At 28.0% G+C, this 23,027-nt stretch carries 24 protein-coding genes; 23 read left to right on the forward strand and 1 reads right to left on the reverse strand.

What is annotated here, in order from left to right; translation table 11 throughout:
- Window positions 1–194: 194 nt before the first annotated feature.
- The 9 genes from ACYUET_RS11910 to ACYUET_RS11950 all read left to right on the forward strand — a co-directional run bounded on the left by ACYUET_RS11910 (window position 195) and on the right by ACYUET_RS11950 (window position 6,506).
- On the forward strand, window positions 195–524 hold the full coding sequence (locus ACYUET_RS11910; RefSeq protein ID WP_460279866.1) for a putative DNA-binding protein: 330 nt from the start codon (window positions 195–197) through the stop codon (window positions 522–524).
- Window positions 525–537: 13 nt separating this feature from the next.
- Entirely contained in the window at window positions 538–1,896 is a 1,359-nt protein-coding gene (gene ffh, locus ACYUET_RS11915) for a signal recognition particle protein (RefSeq protein ID WP_460279868.1), read from the forward strand.
- A 44-nt stretch (window positions 1,897–1,940) separates the two neighbouring features.
- The gene (rpsP, locus tag ACYUET_RS11920; protein ID WP_219778820.1) at window positions 1,941–2,186 is read left to right on the forward strand and encodes a 30S ribosomal protein S16; all 246 of its coding nucleotides are present in this window, start codon (window positions 1,941–1,943) and stop codon (window positions 2,184–2,186) included.
- 48 nt (window positions 2,187–2,234) lie between these two features.
- On the forward strand, window positions 2,235–2,462 hold the full coding sequence (locus ACYUET_RS11925; RefSeq protein WP_219778819.1) for a KH domain-containing protein: 228 nt from the start codon (window positions 2,235–2,237) through the stop codon (window positions 2,460–2,462).
- A 182-nt stretch (window positions 2,463–2,644) separates the two neighbouring features.
- Window positions 2,645–3,142, forward strand: coding sequence for a ribosome maturation factor RimM (gene rimM, locus ACYUET_RS11930; protein ID WP_460279870.1), 498 nt, complete (start codon window positions 2,645–2,647; stop codon window positions 3,140–3,142).
- Window positions 3,132–3,848 carry a tRNA (guanosine(37)-N1)-methyltransferase TrmD gene (trmD, locus tag ACYUET_RS11935; RefSeq protein WP_460279871.1) on the forward strand — a complete coding sequence of 239 codons (717 nt, stop codon included), beginning with the start codon at window positions 3,132–3,134 and terminating at the stop codon, window positions 3,846–3,848. The genes rimM and trmD overlap by 11 nt, the downstream gene beginning before the upstream one ends.
- Before the next feature lie 120 nt (window positions 3,849–3,968).
- Window positions 3,969–4,319, forward strand: coding sequence for a 50S ribosomal protein L19 (rplS, locus tag ACYUET_RS11940; protein WP_460279873.1), 351 nt, complete (start codon window positions 3,969–3,971; stop codon window positions 4,317–4,319).
- 509 nt (window positions 4,320–4,828) lie between these two features.
- Window positions 4,829–5,695 carry a ribosome biogenesis GTPase YlqF gene (gene ylqF / locus ACYUET_RS11945; protein ID WP_460279875.1) on the forward strand — a complete coding sequence of 289 codons (867 nt, stop codon included), beginning with the start codon at window positions 4,829–4,831 and terminating at the stop codon, window positions 5,693–5,695.
- Window positions 5,679–6,506, forward strand: coding sequence for a ribonuclease HII (locus ACYUET_RS11950; RefSeq protein WP_460279877.1), 828 nt, complete (start codon window positions 5,679–5,681; stop codon window positions 6,504–6,506). The genes ylqF and ACYUET_RS11950 overlap by 17 nt, the downstream gene beginning before the upstream one ends.
- A gap of 60 nt (window positions 6,507–6,566) precedes the next feature.
- Here ACYUET_RS11950 and ACYUET_RS11955 read toward each other — a convergent pair whose 3' ends face one another.
- Window positions 6,567–6,938 carry a YraN family protein gene (locus ACYUET_RS11955; RefSeq protein WP_460279879.1) on the reverse strand — a complete coding sequence of 124 codons (372 nt, stop codon included), beginning with the start codon at window positions 6,936–6,938 and terminating at the stop codon, window positions 6,567–6,569.
- 334 nt (window positions 6,939–7,272) lie between these two features.
- On the opposite strand from ACYUET_RS11955, the gene ACYUET_RS11960 reads away from it, so the two are divergent.
- From ACYUET_RS11960 to ispG, 14 genes are all read left to right on the forward strand, one after another.
- The gene (locus ACYUET_RS11960) at window positions 7,273–8,790 is read left to right on the forward strand and encodes a YifB family Mg chelatase-like AAA ATPase (RefSeq protein WP_460279880.1); all 1,518 of its coding nucleotides are present in this window, start codon (window positions 7,273–7,275) and stop codon (window positions 8,788–8,790) included.
- Window positions 8,791–8,810: 20 nt separating this feature from the next.
- Window positions 8,811–9,869: a DNA-processing protein DprA gene (gene dprA / locus ACYUET_RS11965; RefSeq protein ID WP_460279882.1), complete on the forward strand. Its 1,059-nt coding sequence runs from the start codon at window positions 8,811–8,813 to the stop codon at window positions 9,867–9,869.
- Window positions 9,870–9,917: 48 nt separating this feature from the next.
- On the forward strand, window positions 9,918–12,005 hold the full coding sequence (gene topA / locus ACYUET_RS11970) for a type I DNA topoisomerase (protein ID WP_460279884.1): 2,088 nt from the start codon (window positions 9,918–9,920) through the stop codon (window positions 12,003–12,005).
- A gap of 189 nt (window positions 12,006–12,194) precedes the next feature.
- A complete protein-coding gene (codY, locus tag ACYUET_RS11975; protein WP_460279886.1) occupies window positions 12,195–12,971 on the forward strand; it encodes a GTP-sensing pleiotropic transcriptional regulator CodY in 777 nt (258 codons plus the stop codon).
- A gap of 266 nt (window positions 12,972–13,237) precedes the next feature.
- Window positions 13,238–13,939, forward strand: coding sequence for a 30S ribosomal protein S2 (gene rpsB, locus ACYUET_RS11980; RefSeq protein ID WP_460279888.1), 702 nt, complete (start codon window positions 13,238–13,240; stop codon window positions 13,937–13,939).
- A gap of 202 nt (window positions 13,940–14,141) precedes the next feature.
- The gene (gene tsf / locus ACYUET_RS11985; RefSeq protein ID WP_460279890.1) at window positions 14,142–15,053 is read left to right on the forward strand and encodes a translation elongation factor Ts; all 912 of its coding nucleotides are present in this window, start codon (window positions 14,142–14,144) and stop codon (window positions 15,051–15,053) included.
- A gap of 107 nt (window positions 15,054–15,160) precedes the next feature.
- A complete protein-coding gene (pyrH, locus tag ACYUET_RS11990; protein ID WP_460279892.1) occupies window positions 15,161–15,874 on the forward strand; it encodes a UMP kinase in 714 nt (237 codons plus the stop codon).
- 10 nt (window positions 15,875–15,884) lie between these two features.
- Entirely contained in the window at window positions 15,885–16,442 is a 558-nt protein-coding gene (frr, locus tag ACYUET_RS11995) for a ribosome recycling factor (RefSeq protein ID WP_460279894.1), read from the forward strand.
- Window positions 16,443–16,882: 440 nt separating this feature from the next.
- Window positions 16,883–17,641 carry an isoprenyl transferase gene (locus ACYUET_RS12000; protein WP_460279896.1) on the forward strand — a complete coding sequence of 253 codons (759 nt, stop codon included), beginning with the start codon at window positions 16,883–16,885 and terminating at the stop codon, window positions 17,639–17,641.
- A gap of 19 nt (window positions 17,642–17,660) precedes the next feature.
- A complete protein-coding gene (locus tag ACYUET_RS12005; RefSeq protein ID WP_460279897.1) occupies window positions 17,661–18,455 on the forward strand; it encodes a phosphatidate cytidylyltransferase in 795 nt (264 codons plus the stop codon).
- A 183-nt stretch (window positions 18,456–18,638) separates the two neighbouring features.
- Window positions 18,639–19,601: an AI-2E family transporter gene (locus ACYUET_RS12010; RefSeq protein ID WP_460279899.1), complete on the forward strand. Its 963-nt coding sequence runs from the start codon at window positions 18,639–18,641 to the stop codon at window positions 19,599–19,601.
- A 78-nt stretch (window positions 19,602–19,679) separates the two neighbouring features.
- Window positions 19,680–20,837 (forward strand): 1-deoxy-D-xylulose-5-phosphate reductoisomerase, encoded by a 1,158-nt coding sequence (dxr, locus tag ACYUET_RS12015; RefSeq protein WP_460279901.1) that lies wholly within the window; start codon window positions 19,680–19,682, stop codon window positions 20,835–20,837.
- Between the two features lie 16 nt (window positions 20,838–20,853).
- Complete coding sequence (locus ACYUET_RS12020; RefSeq protein WP_460279903.1) at window positions 20,854–21,864, forward strand: M50 family metallopeptidase; 1,011 nt, start codon at window positions 20,854–20,856, stop codon at window positions 21,862–21,864.
- Window positions 21,865–21,876: 12 nt separating this feature from the next.
- Window positions 21,877–22,926, forward strand: coding sequence for a flavodoxin-dependent (E)-4-hydroxy-3-methylbut-2-enyl-diphosphate synthase (gene ispG / locus ACYUET_RS12025; RefSeq protein WP_460279905.1), 1,050 nt, complete (start codon window positions 21,877–21,879; stop codon window positions 22,924–22,926).
- The last annotated feature ends 101 nt before the right edge of the window (window positions 22,927–23,027 follow it).

Consider the following 23,027-nt stretch of genomic DNA (forward strand, 5'->3'; position numbering starts at 1 on the left):
TTGTTTCAAATGTAAGAAGAAAAATAAGTTAAAAATCGGTTATTAGATTATTTGTCTGACAAAGTAAGTAGGAAAATATATAAATATACTGGTATATTACTTTTGAATGGTATTAAAAAATCTGCTGTTAAGTAAAAATACTTGACAGCTATAATAAATCCTGTTAAAATCTCTTTTGTGGGTAAGGTGATTTTATGGAAGATCGAGTTGAAATTTCATTATTTATGGATTTATATGGTCCGTTATTAACTGAAAAACAACGTAGCATTATGGAATTGTACTATAATGACGATTTATCTTTAGCAGAAATAGCTGAATTAAACAAAACAAGTCGTCAAGCAATTCATGATTTAATTAAAAGATGCTATAAACAACTTCTGTTATATGAAAGTAAGCTTAACTTACTTCAAAAGAGTATAAAAAGAGAAAAAGATATTATGAATTTTTTAGAAGATATAAAAGAAAAGTATTCTATAAATAACGATGAATATTTAATATTAAAAGAAAGACTAGAAAATTTATAAGGAGGAGGTAAACATGGCTTTTGAAGGTTTAGGCGAAAAATTACAGGAAACTTTTAGAAAGTTAAAGGGTAAAGGAAAGCTAACTGAAAAAGATATAAAAGAAGCCATGAGAGAAGTAAAGCTTGCATTATTAGAAGCAGATGTTAACTATAAAGTTGTTAGAGGATTTATTTCAAATGTTAGCTCTAAATGTGTTGGAAGTGAAGTACTTGAAAGCTTAACACCAGGGCAACAAGTTATTAAAATAGTTAACGAAGAACTTACTAATCTTATGGGTGGAAGTGAGAGTAAACTTAATTACTCTAGTTCAGGCACTACAGTTATTATGTTAGTTGGTTTACAAGGGGCAGGTAAAACTACAATGTGTGGTAAACTTGCATTACAACTTAGAAAAAACAATAAAAAACCATTATTAGTTGCATGTGATATTTATAGACCAGCAGCTATAAAACAATTAGAGGTAGTTGGAAAGCAAATTGAAATTCCAGTATTCTCTATGGGGGATAAAGTTAATCCAGTTGATATTGCAAAAGCTGGTATAGCTCATGCTAAAGATAATGGTAATAATGTTGTTATTATAGATACAGCTGGTAGACTTCATATAGATGAAGGTCTTATGAAGGAATTACAAGATATTAAGGAAAATGTTAAGCCGTCAGAAATACTTTTAGTTGTTGACTCGATGACAGGTCAAGATGCAGTAAATGTTGCAGAAAGTTTTAATAATGATTTAGATATAACTGGAGTTGTATTAACTAAGTTAGATGGTGATACTAGAGGTGGAGCTGCACTTTCTATCAGAACAATTACTGATAGACCAATAAAATATATTGGTACTGGTGAAAAGATGAATGATTTTGAAGTGTTCCATCCAGATAGAATGTCTTCAAGAATTTTAGGTATGGGAGATGTATTGTCTCTTATAGAAAAAGCACAATCAGCAATAGATGAAAAAGAAGCAGCTGATTTAGGTAAAAGGATGTTAAATCAAGAATTTAATTTTGATGATTACCTAATGGCTATGGAACAAATGAAAAAGCTTGGACCTTTAAACAAAATCTTAGAAATGATACCTGGAATGAATTCAAAAGAACTTCAAGGTGTTGATTTAGCTAAAGGTGAAGAAGCTATGAATAAAACAAAGGCTGTAATTCAATCAATGACAGCTAAAGAAAGAAGAAATCCTAGTTTGCTTACTTCAGGATCTACAGCAGGTTCTAGAAAGAAGAGAATAGCAAAAGGAGCAGGTACAACAGTACAAGAAGTTAATAAACTCATGAAAAGCTATGATATGATGAAAAAGAACATGAAACAAATGAAATCATTACAAAAACAAGCTAAAAAAGGTTTGTTTGGAAAGATGCCTTTCTAGAGTAGAATTATAGATAGTTATTTTTTGAAGGAGGTGAAATTAAAATGGCAGTTAAAATTAGATTAAGAAGAATGGGAGCTAAAAAAGCACCTTTCTACAGAGTAGTTGTTGCAGATTCAAGAAGCCCAAGAGATGGTAGATTCATCGAAGAAATTGGTTACTACAATCCAATAACTGAACCAGCTGAAGTTAAGATTAACGAAGAAAAAGCTAACAAATGGTTACAAGATGGTGCACAACCAACAGATGTAGTTAAAAAGCTTTTTGCTCAAGCAGGTATTAGCAAGTAATTTTGTGGAGGTGAAGTCTATAATTAGTATTACTAATTATAGAGGTTTATGAAGGAATTAGTTGAGTTTATAGCTAAATCACTTGTTGATAATCCAGATGAAGTTACTGTTAATGAAATAATTGGAGAGCAATCAATAATTTTAGAGTTGAAAGTAGCCCCAGAAGATATGGGCAGGGTTATTGGTAAGCAAGGAAGAATAGCAAAAGCCATAAGAACCGTTATAAAATCCGTAGCCATTAAACAAAATAAACGAGTTATAGTAGAAATTATTTAAAAATAAAGAGTTAGGGTTAGTCCTAACTCTTTTTAAGCATTTAAAATAAAGATTATATTTTAAAATCAGTGTTGATATTTTAGTATAAAAACTTGTTTTAATATTATAATAAAATATCAACATTGATTATAATATAGTAAAATATATATGAATTAAACAAAAAGCTGAAGGAAGTGAAAATATTGGCGGAGTTATTTAAGATTGGACAAATAATAAATACTCATGGAATTAAAGGGGAAGTTAAGGTATATCCATTAACTGATGATGTTAAAAAGTTTAAAAAGTTAAAAACTGTTTTAATTAATGGTGAAGAACGAGAAATACAAAGTGTTAAATTTCAAAAAGATAGAGTTATTTTAAAAATAGAAGGTATAGACTCTATGAATGATGCTGAAACTTATAAACAAAAATATATTGAGACACCTAGAAATGAGCAACAGCCACTTGAAGAAGATACATATTATATTGTAGATCTAATAGGTTGCAACGTATATGATACTGAAGGAGTAGAACTAGGAAAAATATTTGATGTAATAAATACTCCTAATAATGATGTATACTGGATAAAGGAGCCTAAAGAATTATTAATTCCTGTTTTAAAAGATATAGTTTTAAGTATTGATATAACAGAAAAGAAAATAGTAATTAAACCAGTTGGGCAGTGGCAAGATGAAGATTAGTATACTTACATTATTTCCAGAAATGTTTTCAATTTTTAATCATAGCATTATAGGAAGAGCACAAGAAAATAATATAATAAATTTTGATATATTTAATATACGTGATTATACTTTAAGCAAGCATAAAAAAGTAGATGATTATCCATATGGTGGAGGTGCTGGGATGGTTATGGCTCCTCAACCTATTGTAGATACAATAAAAGTTGCTAAAGAAACTAATAATGCTAAGGTGATTTTTTTAGGTCCTAGAGGAAAAACATTTAATCAAGAAGTTGCAAAAGAATTATCAAAAGAAGATGGATTAATATTTTTGTGTGGACATTATGAGGGAATAGATGAACGTGTATATAAATATATTGATATGGAATTTTCTTTAGGTGATTTTATTTTAACAGGTGGTGAAATGGCTGCAATTCCAGTTATTGATTCTATACTTAGGCTTATACCGGGAGTTTTAGGAAAAGAAGAAAGTTTTATGGAAGAATCATTTTCAGATGGGTTGTTAGAATATCCTCAGTATACAAGACCATATGAATTTGAAGGTGAGAGTGTACCGGGAATACTTTTATCAGGTCATCATGAAAATATAAGAAAATGGCGAAGACTACAATCATTAAATATAACAAAACAAAAAAGGCCAGATTTATATAAAAATATTAATTTAACAAAAGAAGATAAAAAACTTTTAGGAATAAAAAATAAATAAATTATATTGAAACATATAAAAAAATATGTTATTATTGACTCTGTGCTAGTACGGGCGTTCCTCTGTCACGTAGAAATTCTGTTAAGAACGTCAAATTATCTTTTAAGGAGGGAATGCACAATGAACGAAATAATAAGAGCTATTGAAGCTGAACAATTAAGAACTGACCTACCAAACTTTAAGATTGGTGATAACGTAAAAGTTTATGTTAAGGTTAAAGAAGGTACAAGAGAAAGAGTACAAATGTTCGAAGGTACTGTAATTAAGAAACAAAACGGTGGATTAAGAGAAACTTTCACTGTAAGAAGAGTTGCTTATGGATGTGGTGTTGAAAGAACATTCCCAATGCATGCACCAATAATCGAAAAGATCGAAATCTCAAGAAGAGGTAAAGTAAGAAGAGCTAAACTTTACTACTTAAGAGATAGAGTTGGTAAGGCTGCAAAAGTTAAAGAATTATTAACTAGATAGTTAGATTAAAAGGTGGACTGTTTCAGTCCTCTTTTTTTCTATATTAAATAAAAAGTATGCTGATTGGGGGGCTTTAAGCCCCTTTTTATTCTCTAGAATACTATAAAGATGTTGCAATTATCCATCTTTATTTAATATTACTTTTTATGATTTTACTGTAGATGTAAACTTGTAACAGATATAAAAATTAGAATTTAAGATAATTTTATTAAACGAAGTTTAGAGAAAATAAGGCTAGATAATCTAAAGAATAAAAATTAAGTTTATAAAAATAAATAGTTAATTAAAAGTATATAAGTTCTAATAAAATTTATTTATTAATATAACTTTTACGATATTTATAAATTCTATAATTTAACTATTATAGTAAAGAACTTATATAAAAAAATTATTATATATGATTCTAAAGAGGATAATGTTAATATAGATATTAATTTTTATAAAAATTAAATAAAAATTATAAATGTATTAACTTAATTAGAACATATACATTTAAGGAGGAATAACAAATGGCAATTAATTGGTTCCCAGGGCATATGAAAAAAACCCAAAGAGAGATAAAAGAAAATTTAAAGTTAGTTGATGCTGTCATAGAAATAAGAGATGCTAGAATACCAAGAAGTTCGGCTAATCCAGATATTGATAATTTATTAAAAGGTAAACCAAGAATAATACTTTTAAATAAAAGTGATTTAACAGAAGATAAGGTTACTAAACAATGGATTAAAGATTTAATAAAAGAAGAGGTTAAGGTATTAGAAGTAAATTGTTTAAAAGGTGATGGATTAAAGGCTATTAAACCACTGTTATTATCATTACTAAAAGAAAAACACGATAGGTTAAAAGCAAAGGGAATGGTTAATATAACCACTAGAGTTATGGTAGTAGGTATTCCTAATGTAGGTAAATCAACTTTTATTAATAAAATGGCTAGAAATAGTATAGCTAAGACAGGAGATAGACCAGGGGTTACTAAGAGTAAACAATGGATAAAAACTTCTATAGGTATAGAACTTTTAGATACTCCAGGCGTATTATGGCCTAAATTTGAGGATGATGAAACAGCTTTAAACTTAGCTTTTACAGGTGCTATAAAGGATGAAATAATGGATATCGAAGAGCTTTCTTATAAGCTTGTTGAAAGATTACAAATGTACTATGCTGATAAACTAAAAGAGAGATATAAGATATTAGAAACTTTTGAAGATCCATTAGAAACTTTAAACGCTATAGCAAGAAAAAGAGGTACATTAATTTCAGGTGGTCAAATTGACTATAATAGAATAGCAGTTATTTTATTAGATGAATTTAGAGGTGGAAAAATCGGAAAAATATCATTAGAACGTCCAGGTGTTAAAAATGAAGAACTTTCTTAATCTTGACATAAGTAAATTATCATATAAAAACATAAAAGAAGAGATAAATTGTATTTCGATTCAAGAAAATTATAAAAATAAACAACTAATAGATTTAATTGAAGTTTTATTAAATGATAAAAGAAAGAATGTATCTTCACTAGGAAATCATATAAAGAAAGAATTAAATTTATATTTAAATGAAATTAAAAGAGTAAAAACAATGTATAATTTTGATAAATCTTTTGGAGATTACAAGATTATTGCAGGGGTTGATGAAGTTGGAAGAGGACCTTTAGCAGGACCAATTGTTGCTTGTGCTGTTATTTTGGATTTAGATGTATTAGAAGAAAATTTAATTTTATATTTAAATGATTCAAAAAAGTTAAAACCTAGTAAGAGAGAGGAACTTGCAGAGATTATTAAAGAAAAAGCGTTGGCATATCATATAGGAATTTCATCAAGTTATGAAATAGATGAGAAAGGAATAGCTTTTTCAAATAATAAAGTTTTTCTAGATGCATGCAATTCTTTAGAAATAAAACCAGACTTAGTTTTATCAGATGGATATTTAATTAAGAATGTAAAAATAGATAATAAATCTGTAATAAAAGGAGACACTAAAAGTGCAAGTATTGCAGCAGCATCGATACTTGCTAAAGTTTATAGAGATAAGCTTATGACTGAATATGCTTTAAAATATCCTTATTACGATTTTGAAAATAATATGGGATATGGAACACAAAAACATATAGATGGATTAAAAAAATATGGAAAGTGTGATATACATAGAGATAGTTTTTTAACTAAAATTTTATCTGATAATATTTAATAAGGCACAATTAAAAAAATCGTCCTATAAATGTAAAGAAAAACATTTGTAGGACGATTTTTAATATAATCTAAAAGCATCTTTTATATGATTTATTTTAAATAATTGATTATATAGATTTAAATATACTTCAATAACATCAAATCTTACATTTATATATTGAATATTTTTATAGACCATATATGATTTGGTAACTTTTATTATAGAATTTTGTTTAGAAATAGATACAGCTTCTTTTGGCATTCCATAATCATAATTATATCTTCCTTTTACTTCTAATATTATTAATATATCATTCTTTAAACAGATAATATCTATCTCACCTAAAAAATTTCTAAAATTACAATCCAAAATTTTATATTTATTTTTAATTAAATAATTTTTTGCTAATAATTCACAATAATCACCAATATCTTTGTTTAATTTTTTCATTAATAAATTCTCCTAAAACATATTATTAAGTTCTAATTGTTAGATAAAGCTTAAAAATCGTTATTTTATTAATTAACTACTTAAATAAACTTTATACATATCTTATAAGAATATTATCAAAAAGATTCTTTTAGTGATTTATAATAAATTCAAATCTAATAATAACTTATATAAAAATGTAATTTATAAAAATATTTACAAAGGATATAAAAAAATAAGATATATTTCCCTATAATTTTTTTCGACACATGTTTCAAAAAGCAAATCATTCGAAAAAAATGTTAATATGATTAATTTGGTAATCTATGTCTATAATCTTAAAGGGGTGATATATATGTCTGTAAAAATAATAAGTGCAACAAATAACGGTTTAGAAGGATTTTTAATAGAAGTAGAAGTTGATATATCAAAGGGTCTACCCATGTTTTCAATAGTAGGTCTTGCAGATACATCTGTTAAAGAATCAAAAGAAAGAGTACGGGCAGCTATTTTAAATAGTGGTTTTGATTTTCCTTTAGGGAGGATAACTATTAATTTGGCGCCAGCCGATGTAAGGAAAATAGGTTCGCTTTTAGATTTACCTATTGCAATAGGAATACTTATTGCATCTGGGCAGATAAAAAATAATTTAACAAATGAACATATAGTATTTGGAGAATTATCTTTATCTGGAGAATTAAAAAGTGTTAAAGGAACAATACCAATAATAATAGAAGGCATAAAGAAAGACATAAATAAATTCATTTTTCCTTATGAAAATCTAGAAGAAAGTTATTATTTTGAAGAAGGAAAGTATTATCCATTTAAGAATTTAAAAGAAGTTATTTCTTATATTACATATAATGACTTACTTCCTTATGAGAATGCTAATTTAATAGTTAGAGACAATGATATAGGAATATTAGATTATGGAGAAGTTATAGGGCAATATTCCTCTAAAAGAGCATTAGAAATTGCTGCTGCTGGTAATCATAATATACTACTGTACGGGGAACCAGGATCAGGAAAAACAATGCTTGCAAAAGCATTAACATCAATATTACCACCATTATCTAAAGAAGAATTAATAGAGGTTGCTAAGATATATAGTGCATCAGGTCTTATGATAAAAAATTCAGTTTTAAGACGTCCTTTTAGAGCGCCACATCATACAACAACAAAAACGGCTTTAACTGGCGGAGGAAGAGAAGTTAAGGCTGGAGAAATAACACTAGCACATAATGGAATATTATTTTTAGATGAAGTATTAGAATTTAAAAAAGATGTTTTAGAAGCATTAAGAGAACCATTAGAAGAAAAACATATTAATATAACTAGAATTAGTGGAAGTTATACAATGCCAGCTAATTTTTTATTAGTGGGTGCCTTTAATCCGACAGAAGAAAGACAAGATGAGGTTTTAGATGGTGGACTATATTCAGGATATCATACTAAAAAGTATTTTAAAAAATTTTCAAGTGCTTTGTTAGATAGAATTGATATATTAAATTTTGTGCCTAGATTAAATTATGAAGATATTGAAAAGAGGGAAGATTCCTATGATTCTGAAGCAATGAAAGAAAATGTAATGAAAGCAAGAGAAGTTCAAAAAGAAAGATTTAAAAATACTAAGTATAAATATAATTCTGATATAAAAGGAAAAGATATATTTGATATATGTAAAATAGGTAAGAAATGTGAACAAATATTAAAACATTATTATAATACTTCTAGTGTATCCCTAAGAGGATATGGAAAGGTAATTAAGTTAGCAAGAACAATAGCAGATATAGAAAAAAGTGAAGAAATTTTAGAAGGCCATATATTAGAGGCTTTTAGTTATAGAAAAAATATAAATGGAGAAGTTATATAAATAGTAAAAGGAGAATTTATATGATTAATTATGAATTATGGTTAATGTTATTAGATATAAGTAATAATCAAAAAATTAAATTAATAGATAAGTATGAAAATGAAGAAAATATATATAATAATTTTGAGGACATTTTAAAACAAAACAAGAGTTTATCAAAAAAATTAAAAAATTTTGAAAAGAATAATTTGTTATATCAAGTAATAAATTTAAATAAACTATTAAATAAGAGTGGAGTAGGATATATAACCTACTCTAATCCTTTATATAAAGAGAAGTTAAGGCAAATGGATAATCCACCTTATTATTTATTTTATAAAGGAAATATTGACTTAATAAATAAAAAATCTTTAGCCATTGTAGGTGCAAGAAAATGCTCTAATTATGGTTTGGCTGTAACAAAGCTCTTGACAAAGGAGATTATTACTAATAATATAGCGATTATAAGCGGTGGAGCAAGAGGAATAGATTCTATTGCTCATAAAACTTCATTAGAAAATAATGGTGAAACAATAGTAGTGCTAGGATGCGGTATAGATATTGTTTATCCTCCAGAAAATAAAGTTTTATTTTCTAAAATTATTCAAAATGGATTAATTCTTTCAGAGTTTCCATTTGGAATGCCACCGTTAAAGTGCAATTTTCCATTAAGAAATAGAATAATTAGTGGATTAAGTGATGGCGTAATCGTTATAGAAGCAACAGAAAAAAGTGGTTCTTTGATTACAGCTAGAAAAGCACAAGAACAAAGTAAGCCAGTTTTAGTTGTACCAGGTTCTATCTTATATAAAGGATCAGCTGGATCTAATAAACTGATAAGAGATGGATGTGAAATTTTAACAGAGGTGGAAGATTTGTATAGGTTTTTTGAAGGAAATAATATAAATATAAGACCTATGCCAATTAGGCCAGAAAAAAGTGAAATTTTAGACATTATTACGGATTCGCCGGTTCATATTGATGAGATATTTAAAAATACCTGTGTTGACAGAGGGGCTTTATATGCGTTATTATTTGAAATGCAAATAAAGAATGAAATAATTTGCCTTCCTGGTAATTACTATATAAAAATAATCTAAAGAATTTAGGGGGTGAGTACTTCATAAAATTTTTATGAAGTGGTAGCTATGGGTCAAAAACTTGTAATTGTAGAGTCGCCGGCAAAAGCAAAAACAATCGGCAAATATTTAGGAAAAAATTATATCGTGGAAGCCTCTATGGGGCATGTTAGAGATTTGCCCAAAAGTAAATTAGGTGTAGATATAGAAAATAATTATACACCTAAGTATATAACTATTAGAGGTAAGGGAGAATTAATAGATAAGCTTAGAAAAGCTGCTAAAAAAGCTGATAAAGTATATTTGGCAACTGACCCCGACCGTGAAGGAGAAGCAATTTCATGGCATTTAGCTAATATTTTAAAAATATCTGAAGAAGAAAATTGCAGAATAGTTTTTAATGAGGTTACTAAAACAGCGGTTAAAGAGGCTATAAAACAAGCGAGAACAGTAGATTTAGATTTAGTTGATGCACAACAAGCCAGAAGAATATTAGACAGACTTGTAGGTTATGAAATAAGTCCGATTTTATGGAAAAATGTTAAATGGGGACTTAGTGCAGGAAGAGTGCAATCAGCAGCATTAAAATTAATATGTGATAGAGAAGAGGAAATTAAGGCTTTTGTTCCAAAAGAATATTGGTCAGTTGATTGTATATTAAAAAAAGAACGAAAAAAATTCCCGGTAAGACTTTCAACATATAAAGGTAAAAAATTTGAAATTAATACTGAAGAAGAAGCTAATAAAATAATAGAAGAATTAAATGCAGATAAATTTATAGTAAAATCAATAAAAAAAGGAAAAAAAATTAAAAATCCTTTACCACCATTTACAACAAGTACTCTTCAACAAGATGCAAGTAAAAAATTAAATTTTATGACTAAAAGAACTATGTCAATTGCACAAGTTCTTTATGAAGGAGTAGAAGTAAAAGGATATGGCACTGTTGGTTTAATTACTTATATGAGAACAGATTCTGTAAGAATTTCAGATGAAGCACAAGCAAGCACTAAGACGTTTATAGAAAACGAATATGGAAAAGAGTATTTACCAGCTTCACCAAGAGTATATAAAGGAAAGAAAAATATACAAGATGCGCATGAAGCTATTAGACCTACGTATGTTGATATTACTCCAGAAGTTGCAAAGAAAAATTTAACACCTGAACAATATAAATTATATTCTTTAATATGGAATAGATTTGTTGCTAGCCAAATGGCATCATGCAATTTAAATACAAATTCAATTGATATATTAAATGGAGAATATAAATTGAAGGCATCTGGTTCAACAATAGAATTCGACGGTTTTATGAAATTATATGAATATTTAAATGAAGATGATGAAAAATCAGTTACTTTACCTATATTAGAAGAAGGAGAAGAATTAAGCAGTTCTTCTATTGAAGGAAAACAACATTTTACTCAACCATCTCCAAGGTATACAGAAGCTTCTTTTGTTAAGCTATTAGAAGAAAAAGGTATTGGAAGACCTAGTACTTATGTTCCAACTATTTCAACATTGCTTGGAAGAGCTTATGTAGTTCGTGAAAAGAAAAATTTAATTCCTACAGAACTAGGATTTATAGTAAATAATATAGTGAGTGAATATTTTAAACAAATTGTAGATGTGGATTTTACTGCAGATATGGAGAAAAAGCTTGATAATGTTGAAGAAGGAAAAGAAAATTGGACTAAAATAGTTGAAGAATTCTTTATTCCGTTAAAAGAAGCTATTGAAAAAGCAGAAAAGGAAATATCTAAAGTAGTTATAGAAGATAAAGTAAGTGATGTTAAATGTGATAAATGTGGACGTATGATGGTAATAAAAAGAGGAAGGTATGGGGAATTTTTAGCTTGTCCGGGTTATCCAGAATGTAAGAATGCTAAACCTATAGTTGAAGAATTAGATGTTCCATGTCCTGAATGTGGAAAGAAAATAGTTGTCAAAAAGAGCAAAAAAGGAAAGAAATTTTTTGGATGTTCAGGATATCCTGAATGTACATTTGTAACTTGGTATGAACCAGTTGAGGAAAAATGTCCTAAGTGTAATTCCTATATGGTTCTTAAATACTCAAAAAATAAAGGAAATTATGTTAAATGTTCTAATCAAGAATGTGATTATACCAAAGAATTACCTGAAGAAAAAAATGAATAGCCTAAATATAAAAAATACTTATATTATTATGTCGAATTTAAAAAAATACTGTTGTAAACCTATATTTTATGTGATAGACTAAAACTATTAGGACTTACAAGAAAATTCATTAAATTAAGAATTTTCAAAAAGATTATATTCTGTTTGTATAATCAAATATTATTGTGAGGTTAACAAGGAGGATAAAAGATGTCGTCTCTATTAAATAAGACAAGAAGATTAAATAAAATTTTACAAAAATCAGGAACTGATCCTTTAGCATTTCAAGATATATGTTCACTTTTAAGTGAAGTTTTAGAATGTAATGCATATATAGTAAGCAAAAAAGGTAAAGTTCTAGGATATACTTTTTCTAAAGGCTTTGAATGTGAAGCAATGAAGAAAAAAGTTATAGAAGATAAACAATTTCCAGAAGATTATAACCTTACACTTTTAGAAAGTAATGAAACTTTAGCTAATCTTTATAATCAAGGTAGATGTGTATTTGCTGAAATCGGAGATTGCAAAGCAAAAGATAAGGTATCTACAATAGTTCCTATTATGGGAAGTAGAGAAAGATTAGGTACACTTATATTGGCAAGATTTGGTACAGAATTTACTGATGATGATTTAGTATTAGTAGAGTATAGTGCTACTATAGTAGGAATGGAAATGCTTAGAGCAATGCAAGAAGAAATTAGTGAGCAAACAAGAAAAAAAGCTGTTGTTCAATTAGCTATAGGTACTCTTTCATATTCAGAACTAGAAGCAGTAGAACATATATTTGAAGAACTAAATGGAAATGAAGGTCTTTTGGTTGCTTCAAAAATTGCTGATAAAGTAGGAATAACTAGAAGTGTTATTGTTAATGCATTAAGAAAATTTGAAAGTGCAGGAGTAATTGAATCTAGATCTTTAGGAATGAAGGGTACTTATATTAGAGTATTAAATGAAAAATTATTAGAAGAACTTAAAAAAATAAAATAATATTTTGAATTATTGGTATATTCTATATTAAAATTAGACGAGCTATAAATAAAAGAAACTAAGCAAAACTTAGTTTCTTTTATTTTATTAAATTATTTATTGAAATAAATAAAAAAAAGATTTTTTTTTGTTGATACCTTAAATACCTTATGTTATACTGTTTAAGGTAACAAATACACACATTATCCAATTCATAATTTTGGTGCCCTTTTAGGGAAGAATTGTGAGTAGAAGATGATGGAGGTAAAAACCAAGGAGGTAACAAAATGTCAGTAATATCAATGAAACAATTATTAGAAGCAGGTGTACACTTCGGACACCAAACAAGAAGATGGAACCCTAAAATGGCTCCATATATTTTCACAGAAAGAAATGGTATTTATATCATAGACCTTCAAAAAACAGTTAAAAAGGCTGAAGAAGCTTACAACTTTATTAAAGAAGTAGCTACTGAAGGTAAAGATGTACTTTTCGTTGGAACAAAGAAGCAAGCACAAGAAGCTATCAAAGATGAAGCTATCAGAAGCAACATGCACTTTGTAAACAATAGATGGTTAGGTGGAATGTTAACAAACTTCAGTACTATTAAAGCAAGAATTAAGAGATTAGCTGAAATAGAAACAATGCAAGAAGATGGAACATTCGAAGTTCTTCCTAAGAAAGAAGTTATAAAATTAAAGGGAGAAATGGAAAAACTAGAAAAGAATCTTGGCGGTATCAAAAACTTAGATGCAGGTAACATAGGTGCTATGTTCGTAGTTGATCCAAGAAAAGAAAAGAATGCTATATCAGAAGCAAAAATTCTTGGAATACCTGTAGTTGCTATTGTAGATACTAACTGTGATCCAGAAGAAGTTGACTATGTGATTCCTGGTAATGATGATGCTATAAGAGCTGTTAAGTTAATAACTGCTAAAATGGCTGATGCTATCATGGAAGGAAGACAAGGCGAAGAATTAGCTGAATAGTTTAGATAATAGAAGGCAAAACATATATGTTTTGTCTTCTACCCTAAATTGCAAGGGTTACCTTTATCTAAGAATATAGAAAATTAACTTTTATAAAGTCTAATATAAACGTATACTCTTAGATAAGTTCTTCTAAAATTTAGTTTGATAAATTATTAAACTAAATATAAGGATTAATAGATATTTAAGGAGGAATTTAATAATGATAACTGCAAAATCAGTTAAAGAATTAAGAGAAAGAACTGGCGCAGGAATGATGGACTGCAAAAAAGCATTAACAGAAACAGATGGTGATATCGAAAAAGCTATCGAAGTATTAAGAGAAAAAGGACTTGCGGCTGCTGCTAAGAAATCAGGAAGAGTTGCTGCTGAAGGTCTAGTTAAAACATATATTTCTGAAGATAAAAAGAGCGGAGCAATTGTTGAACTTAACTGTGAAACAGATTTCGTTGCTGCAAATGATGAATTTATAGCATTCGCTGATACTTTAGCTAAAATAGCTGTTACAACATCAGCTACAACAGTAGAAGAGTTTGTTAATGGAAAATTTGATGGAGAAGCTACAGTTACTGAAGCTTTAACAGGATTGATCGCTAAACTTGGCGAAAACATGACTGTAAGAAGATTTGTTAAATTCTCATTAGATAATGGTGTAGTTAAGAGCTATATCCATGGTGGCGGAAGAATCGGAGTTTTAGTAGAAGTTGCTTGTGATACAGAATCACCAGTAGTTGAAGAAGTAGCAAAAGAACTTTGTATGCAAATAGCTGCTGCAAATCCATTATTCTTATCAAAAGATCAAGTGGATCAAGACGCTATTGAAAAAGAAAAAGAAATCTACAGAGTTCAAGCTCTAAATGAAGGAAAACCAGAAAAAATCGTTGATAAAATGGTTATGGGAAGAATTCAAAAGTACTATAAAGAAGTTTGTCTTCTTGAACAACTTTGGGTTAAAGACGGAGATAAAACAATAACTAAGTTTATTGAAGAAAAATCTAAAGAAGTAGGTTCTCCAATTACAGTTAATAGATATGTAAGATTCGAAAGAGGAGAAGGAATCGAAAAAGTTGAAGAAAACTTCGCTGAAGAAGTTGCTAAACAAATCGGAAAATAGTAAAATATATAAAACTAAAGAGGACACTCTGTGTTCTCTTTTTTTAAAGAGAATAACTTGAATTTCATACATTTTTATAACACCTAATATTCGGGAGGGATTTTTTAATGACAAATTGTAAATACAAGAGAGTAATTTTAAAACTTTCAGGAGAAGCGCTAGCAGGAGTTAGTGGATTTGGTCTTGATTTTAATGTAGCTAAAAGAATAGCTTTAGAAATCAAAGAATTGATTGATATGGGTGTAGAAGTAGGAGCTGTAGTTGGAGGAGGAAATATCTGGAGAGGTAGAAGCGGAGAAGGTATGGATAGAACTACTGCAGATTACATGGGTATGATGGCAACTTGTATAAATGCATTAGCATTACAAGATTCTTTAGAACAAGTTGGAGTTAAAACAAGAGTCCAAACTGCTATAGAGATGAAAGAAGTTGCTGAACCTTTTATCAGAAGAAGAGCGATGAGACATTTAGAAAAGGGAAGAGTTGTTATTTTCGCAGCGGGAACTGGAAATCCTTATTTCTCAACTGATACTACTGCAGCTTTAAGAGCAGCTGAAATTGAAGCAGAAGTAATCCTTCTAGCAAAAAAAGTTGATGGAGTATACGATAAAGATCCAGTAAAGTATCCAGATGCTAAAAAATATGATACACTATCATATATAGAAGTTTTAGATCAAGGATTACAAGTAATGGATTCAACTGCAACTTCATTATGTATGGATAATGAAATTCCAATACTTGTATTTGGATTGGATGAACCAGGAAATATTAAAAGAGCAATAACTGGTGAAAACATCGGAACCTTGGTAAAAAAGAAATAGGAGGATAATCATGATCAAGGATATCATTAAAAATGCAGAAACCAAAATGAAAAAAACTATATCTGTTTTAGAAACAGATTTAAGCACTATGAAGGCAGGAAGAGCGAATCCAAGTATGCTTGATAGAATTCAGGTAGATTATTATGGAAGCATGTGTCCATTATCACAAGTGGCAAATATTTCTGCTCCAGAACCTAGAGTATTAATGATAACACCATGGGAAAAAACACTATTAAAAGATATAGAAAAATCTATACTAAAATCAGATTTAGGTTTAAATCCTTCAAATGATGGTTCAGTAATCAGATTAATTATACCTGAATTAACTGAAGAAACTAGAAAAGATCTTGTTAAGAAAGTAAAGAAAACAGGAGAAGAGTCTAAAGTAGCAGTAAGATCGATAAGAAGAGATGCTAATGAAAAAATTAAAGGATTAAAAAAAGACGGTGAAATATCTGAGGACGAAATCAAAAAAGGTGAAGATGATGTTCAGAAGAAGACTGATGCTATTATAAAAGAAATAGATAATATAATAGTTGCAAAAGAAAAAGAGATTCTGTCAATATAAATCTTAAAAACCTGCTATTTAGCAGGTTTTTTCCTTAATTAATAATGTAATATTCAAAAAAATAATAGATTACTATGCTTTTATATTTTATTTCATGCTTTGTTAGTAAATTTAGATAATAATCTTACTATTATCTTGATTTTATTTCCTTGTTTGAAACAAGATATAAGAAGTATCTTTAAACTATTGTTTTCTTTAATATGGCTAAATCTTAAATTTGTGTTTTAAGGCATAATCAAAAAAATAACAAGTCCATCTGCCAAGCTTATTTTTCATTATACTGAGTCAATAGATTTGCCTAACATGATGGCTATGAGACCAATTTACTTTCTTGTCTAATGAAAAATAATCATGGTATTTTGGACTCGTTATTTTCATTCATATGTCTAAAATCCTTATATAAGGAAAAGATAAAAGCACAGATCAAAAGGGGGATGAACATGTTAGAAATATTTAAGGCAAAAAAGCGTTATAAAGAAGAACTTATTTTAGATATGAATAACGTACCTAAACATATAGCTATAATAATGGATGGGAATGGACGTTGGGCTAAAAAAAGAAATTTACCTAGAAGTATTGGACATAAAGCTGGAGTTGAAACTATAAGAAAAATAGTTAAAGAAGCTAAAAGATTAGGAGTTAAATATTTAACTTTATATGCATTTTCTACTGAGAATTGGAAAAGACCTAAAGAAGAAGTAAATGCATTAATGAAACTTTTAGTTTTGTATTTAAAAAAAGAAGTAGATGAACTTAATAAAAATGGAGTTAAAATAAATGTTCTGGGTGATATAGAAAAATTTCCTACAGAATGCAAAGTAAGTTTAGAAAGAGCCATGGAAATAACAAGCAAAAATGTTGATATAAATTTAAATCTTGCATTAAATTATGGTGGAAGAGATGAATTAGTTAGAGCTGTAAAACTTATAATAAAAGATTTGGAAGAAGCAAAAATAAAAACTGATAATATTAATGAAGAGTTAATATCAAATTACATATATACTAAAGGAATGCCAGATCCAGATTTGATTATTAGACCTTCAGGGGAACAAAGGCTTAGTAATTTTTTATTATGGCAATGTGCTTATTCAGAATTCTGGTATTCTGATATAGCTTGGCCTGACTTTAACGAAGATGATTTACAAAAAGCTATATTAGATTACCAAAATAGAGATAGAAGATTTGGTGGAATAAAGTAAAAAAAGGAGTGATTGTTTTTTGAAATCTAATAACAGATACTTAGGCGCGCTTATGATTGCTCCATTTATAATATTTATTTTTCTTGGAGGAATTTATCTTAAAACTTTTGTAATTTTATTATCAGCTATGGGACTTTGGGAATTTTATGAGGCTTTAAAAAATGCAAAATTTAAACCAGTATCATTAATAGGATATTTATTACTAATAGCATATTATTTTTTGAATAATGATTTTAATATTATGATGTATGTTATTATATTTGCTATGTTTATATTATTGATAATACCTGTTATAAATTTAAAGTATACTTTTATAGATGTCTCTTTAACACTATTAGGTTTTATTTATGCAGGAATTCTTTTTAGCTTTGTATATTTAGTTAATACAAAACCTAATGGGGAATTTTTAGTGTGGCTTATATTTATAGGTTCTTGGATGACTGATACAAGTGCGTATTATGCAGGAAGATTTTTTGGAAAGAATAAACTGTGTCCTAAGGTTTCACCAAAGAAAACAATAGAAGGGTCTATAGGAGGACTTTTAGGTTCTATTTTATTTTGTGGTATTTTTGGATTTATAGTTAACAATTATCAATTTATTATGCCGTTATACCATTATTTAATTATAGGTGCTTTATGTGGAGTATTTAGTCAATTTGGTGATTTAGTTGCTTCATCAATTAAAAGGTATGTTGGAATTAAGGATTATAGTAATCTTATTCCGGGACATGGAGGAATACTTGATAGATTTGATAGTATACTATTTTCAGCTACAGTGTTATTTTATTATTTAACTTTTATAGTTAATATATAATTATTGTTATATAAAAAACTATCTCAAAAACATTTTTATGTTTTGGGATAGTTTTTTGTTTTTTATAAACCTTTAAAAAAATAAAAAACGACAGTTCTATAATTATTTTGGCTATTTTTTTACTATAAAATAATAATTTAAATGTAACTTAAAGCATATATTATAAAAAGTAATTTATGGGTGGTGGATAGTATTTTTCAAAAATATAAAAAAATTATTTCGTTAGTTATATTACTCTTAATAATGCTTATAATTACATATGTTATTAAATATTATTTTAAGCCATTTTTATCTATGATTATAATATTCTTAATAGCGAGTCCTTTATATAAAGTGCTTATTAAATTAGATATTCCTGATAAAATAGCAGGGGCTTTAAGTATTGTTATAATAAATATTTTAATGATTCTCTTGATATTATATTTGGGGAGTGGAATTTTTGATATTGTTCAAAAGATATATATAAAAAATATGGAAACTATAAATAGAATTATACAGGATATATGCTCTGCAATTAACTTTAAATTTGAAAAGTTGGAGTTTGGGAAAAGTGTAATTTCTATTATAAATCAGGAAACTATAAGAAAAGGTGCTTTAACTACTGGGGAAGGAATAATAGCATATTTTATAGGTAATATATCAGCTTTTTTTATATTGGTGGATATGGAAAAACTTCAAAATATAATTTTAATATTATTTCCTCAAGAAATGATGATAAAAATAAAAAAACAAAAAGAGAATTTTGGTAAAATGTTTACTATAGAAATAATTTTAGTATTAATTTCTACTCTTGAGATTATGGTTGGTTTTTTGATACTTAGAATACCGAATTCATTTATTCTAGGAACCCTTTGTGGTGCATTAGATATATTGCCATATGTTGGGACTATAATTGTATTTATTCCAATTATAATATACAATATTATAATGAAAGATTTTATACATGCCTTTGGTCTTATGTGCTTATATATATTAGTTCAAGTGATAAGAGAAATTTTAGAGGCTAAATTTTTAAGTGATAAACTAGATATACATCCTTTATTAGTACTAATTTCTATATATATTGGTGTACAAATTTTTGGTATACTTGGAATATTAGTTGGGCCTATGTATAGTATTTTAGCTAAAGAAATAATTTATAGTTAGATGTATTTTAAAATGTAAAATTAATACACAAATATTATTTTTATAATATCCATAATATACTTTTAGGAGGATAAATTAATGAAGAAACTTTCTATATTAGGGGTTACAGGTTCTATTGGAACTCAAACTCTAGATGTAATTAAAAAATCTAAAGGAGAATTAAAACTAATTGGTGCTACAGCTAATTCATCAGTTGAGAAGATGATTAAAATAATAAATGAATTTGATCCTTTATATGTGGGAATGATGAATATAGAGTGTGCAGAAGAAATAGAAAAATATTGTAAGAATAATAATAAATGCACAAAAGTATTTTCAGGAATGGATGGAATTAATAAAATAGCTTCGTTAGAAGAGGTTGACATAGTATTGACATCTTTAGTTGGTATGATAGGATTGGAACCTACTATAAAAGCGATAAGAGCTAAAAAAGACATAGCTTTAGCTAATAAAGAAACTTTAGTTGTTGCTGGAGAACTTGTTATGAATGAAGCTAAAAAATATGGTGTAAAAATATTACCAGTGGATTCAGAACATAGTGCAATATACCAATCATTAAGGGGAAATAATTTAAAAACTTTAAAGAAAATAATCTTAACTGCTTCTGGAGGACCTTTTAGAGGTAAAAAATTAGATGAGTTAAAATCTATAGAAGTAGAAGATGCATTAAAACATCCTAAATGGAATATGGGAAGAAAGATTTCGATTGATTCTGCTACTTTAATGAACAAAGGTCTTGAAGTAATAGAAGCTCATTGGCTTTTTGAATGTGCATATGAAGATATACAAGTAGTAGTTCATCCTCAAAGTGTAGTACATTCAATGGTTGAATATACTGATGGAAGTATAATTGCACAGTTAGGTGCACCCGATATGAGGTTACCAATACAATATGCACTTAATTATACAGAAAGAAAAAATCTTATTGCTAATACATTAGATTTTTATGAAGTTTCTAAGTTGACATTTGAAAAACCTGATTTAGAAACTTTTAAAGCATTAAAGCTTGCATTTAAAGCTGGAAAAATAGGTGGACTTATGCCAACAATATTAAATGGGGCAAATGAAGCTGCTGTAGAATTATTTTTAAATAAGAAAATAAAGTTTTTAGAGATATCAGAAATCATAGAAAAATGTATGGATGTTTTTAAAGATGAAGTTAAAAAATATTTAACATTAGAAAACATAATTGATTTAGATAAAAAAGTTAAAGAATATGTAGTATCTAGTATATAGGAGAGGATGGAGTAGGATGTATATTATTTGGGCAATATTAGCTTTTGGTATACTAATAATAGTTCATGAATTTGGACATTTTGCATTAGCTAAATTAAATGGAGTAAAAGTTGATGAATTCGCAATAGGAATGGGACCAAAGATATTTTCAAAGCAAGGAAAGGAAACTAAGTATTCATTAGGGATATTTCCAATAGGCGGATATGTAAAGATGATGGGGGAAGAAGAAGATGTAGAGGATGAAAGAAGTTTTTCTGCAAAATCACCTTTAAGAAGAATTAGTATAATAATTGCTGGAGCAGCTATGAATTACATATTAGCTATATTATTATTTGCAACTATTTTCGGAAAATTTGGTTATAATTTATCTGAAATAGCAACTATCAAAGAAGCATCTCCTGCTTATGAAGCAGGTTTACAAGAAGGAGATAAATTCTTAAAAGTAAATAATTCAAAAGTATTTACAGCTGATGATGTTTTAACTGGAATACTAATGTCAAAGGGAGAACCAGTAAATTTTACTATAAAGAGTGGAGAAGAAATTAAAAATATTGCAATTACTCCTGTGCAAAATGAACAAGGACAATATCAAGTTGGGTTTTCTTTAGGAAGAGAAACTAATCCAACTTTAGGAGGAAGTATTAAGCAAAGTTTTAATCAAACAATATCGTTAGTTTCTCAAACATTTAAATCATTTAAGATGTTATTTACAGGAAAACTTAATGTTAAAACTGATGTTGGTGGTCCTGTTACAATAATTAAGATGTCTGCAGCAACAGCAAAAAGTGGACTTTGGAATTTAGTATACTTTGTAGGTTTTATTAGTGTTAGTTTGGCTGTATTTAATATGCTACCATTCCCAGCACTAGATGGTGGTTGGACTGTAATTTTATTAATTGAATTAATAACAAGAAGAAAAGTTCCTGATAAGATAGTTGGAGCATTAAATTATGTAGGATTTATGTTGCTTATAGGGCTTATGATATTAGTGACGATAAAGGATCTTGTATTCCCAGTTAAGTTTTAGGAGATGAAAAAAGTGGAAAGAAGAATTTCAAGGAAAGTTAAGGTTGGAGAAGTTTATGTTGGAGGAGATGCTCCTATAACAATTCAATCAATGACTAACACAGATACAAGAGATGTAGAGAAGACATTAAATCAAATAAATTTATTATATAATGCAGGCTGTGAAATCGTAAGATGTGCTGTCTTAGATATGGAAGCAGCAGAGGCATTAAAAGAAATAACTGAAAAATCACCAATACCAGTAGTTGCAGATATACATTTTGATTATAAATTAGCTCTTAAATCAATTGAAAATGGAGTATCAGCTTTAAGAATTAACCCTGGAAATATAGGAAGTGTTGAAAGAGTTAGATTAGTTGCACAGGCTTGCAAAGAAAAAAACATACCTATAAGAATAGGTGTTAATTCAGGTTCTTTAGAAAAGGACATATTAGAGAAGTATGGAAGTCCTACACCAGAAGGATTAGTTGAAAGTGCATTAAGACATATAAAAATTTTAGAAGATATGGATTTTTATGATATAGTTGTTTCTATAAAATCATCAGATGTTAGAATGATGATAGATTGCTATAGATTAATAGGAGAAAAATGCAATTATCCTCTTCATTTAGGAGTTACAGAATCAGGCACTGTTAATAAGGGTACTATAAAATCAAGTATAGGTATAGGAACTCTTCTTGCTGAGGGGATAGGTGATACCATAAGAGTATCTCTAACTAGTGATCCAGTTGAAGAAATAAAAGTTGCAATTGAAATACTTAAAGCTTTAGGACTTAAAAAAGGTGGAGTTAACTTTGTTTCTTGTCCTACATGTGGAAGAACACAAATTAATCTTATTAATATTGCGAATGAAGTTGAAAAGAGATTAGAGTCTTGTAATAAGGATATTAAAGTTGCTGTTATGGGATGTGTTGTGAATGGTCCAGGAGAAGCTAGAGAAGCTGACATTGGTATAGCAGGAGGAAAAGGTGAAGGGATTATATTTAAAAAAGGGCAGGTTATAAAGAAAGTTAAAGAAGAAGAACTTATAGATGCTCTTATGGAAGAAATAAATAATCTTTAATACGATAATATATTAAAATAATGTTTTATATTTTTTATTAAAGCATTATAATATAAGATGAGAATTTTTAGAGGGATGAAAATCCCTCTATTTATTTGTGG

Source organism: Clostridium sp. CTA-5 (assembly GCF_054768135.1).

Excerpts from the sequence above, each read along its gene's own strand:
- ACYUET_RS11910 (WP_460279866.1), top strand. The coding sequence starts at position 195 with ATGGAAGATCGAGTTGAAATTTCATTATTTATGGATTTATATGGTCCG.
- ffh (WP_460279868.1), top strand. The coding sequence starts at position 538 with ATGGCTTTTGAAGGTTTAGGCGAAAAATTACAGGAAACTTTTAGAAAG.
- rpsP (WP_219778820.1), top strand. The coding sequence starts at position 1,941 with ATGGCAGTTAAAATTAGATTAAGAAGAATGGGAGCTAAAAAAGCACCT.
- ACYUET_RS11925 (WP_219778819.1), top strand. The coding sequence starts at position 2,235 with ATGAAGGAATTAGTTGAGTTTATAGCTAAATCACTTGTTGATAATCCA.
- trmD (WP_460279871.1), top strand. The coding sequence starts at position 3,132 with ATGAAGATTAGTATACTTACATTATTTCCAGAAATGTTTTCAATTTTT.
- rplS (WP_460279873.1), top strand. The coding sequence starts at position 3,969 with ATGAACGAAATAATAAGAGCTATTGAAGCTGAACAATTAAGAACTGAC.
- ylqF (WP_460279875.1), top strand. The coding sequence starts at position 4,829 with ATGGCAATTAATTGGTTCCCAGGGCATATGAAAAAAACCCAAAGAGAG.
- ACYUET_RS11950 (WP_460279877.1), top strand. The coding sequence starts at position 5,679 with ATGAAGAACTTTCTTAATCTTGACATAAGTAAATTATCATATAAAAAC.
- ACYUET_RS11955 (WP_460279879.1), bottom strand. The coding sequence starts at position 6,938 with ATGAAAAAATTAAACAAAGATATTGGTGATTATTGTGAATTATTAGCA.
- ACYUET_RS11960 (WP_460279880.1), top strand. The coding sequence starts at position 7,273 with ATGTCTGTAAAAATAATAAGTGCAACAAATAACGGTTTAGAAGGATTT.
- dprA (WP_460279882.1), top strand. The coding sequence starts at position 8,811 with ATGATTAATTATGAATTATGGTTAATGTTATTAGATATAAGTAATAAT.
- topA (WP_460279884.1), top strand. The coding sequence starts at position 9,918 with ATGGGTCAAAAACTTGTAATTGTAGAGTCGCCGGCAAAAGCAAAAACA.
- codY (WP_460279886.1), top strand. The coding sequence starts at position 12,195 with ATGTCGTCTCTATTAAATAAGACAAGAAGATTAAATAAAATTTTACAA.
- rpsB (WP_460279888.1), top strand. The coding sequence starts at position 13,238 with ATGTCAGTAATATCAATGAAACAATTATTAGAAGCAGGTGTACACTTC.
- tsf (WP_460279890.1), top strand. The coding sequence starts at position 14,142 with ATGATAACTGCAAAATCAGTTAAAGAATTAAGAGAAAGAACTGGCGCA.
- pyrH (WP_460279892.1), top strand. The coding sequence starts at position 15,161 with ATGACAAATTGTAAATACAAGAGAGTAATTTTAAAACTTTCAGGAGAA.
- frr (WP_460279894.1), top strand. The coding sequence starts at position 15,885 with ATGATCAAGGATATCATTAAAAATGCAGAAACCAAAATGAAAAAAACT.
- ACYUET_RS12000 (WP_460279896.1), top strand. The coding sequence starts at position 16,883 with ATGTTAGAAATATTTAAGGCAAAAAAGCGTTATAAAGAAGAACTTATT.
- dxr (WP_460279901.1), top strand. The coding sequence starts at position 19,680 with ATGAAGAAACTTTCTATATTAGGGGTTACAGGTTCTATTGGAACTCAA.
- ACYUET_RS12020 (WP_460279903.1), top strand. The coding sequence starts at position 20,854 with ATGTATATTATTTGGGCAATATTAGCTTTTGGTATACTAATAATAGTT.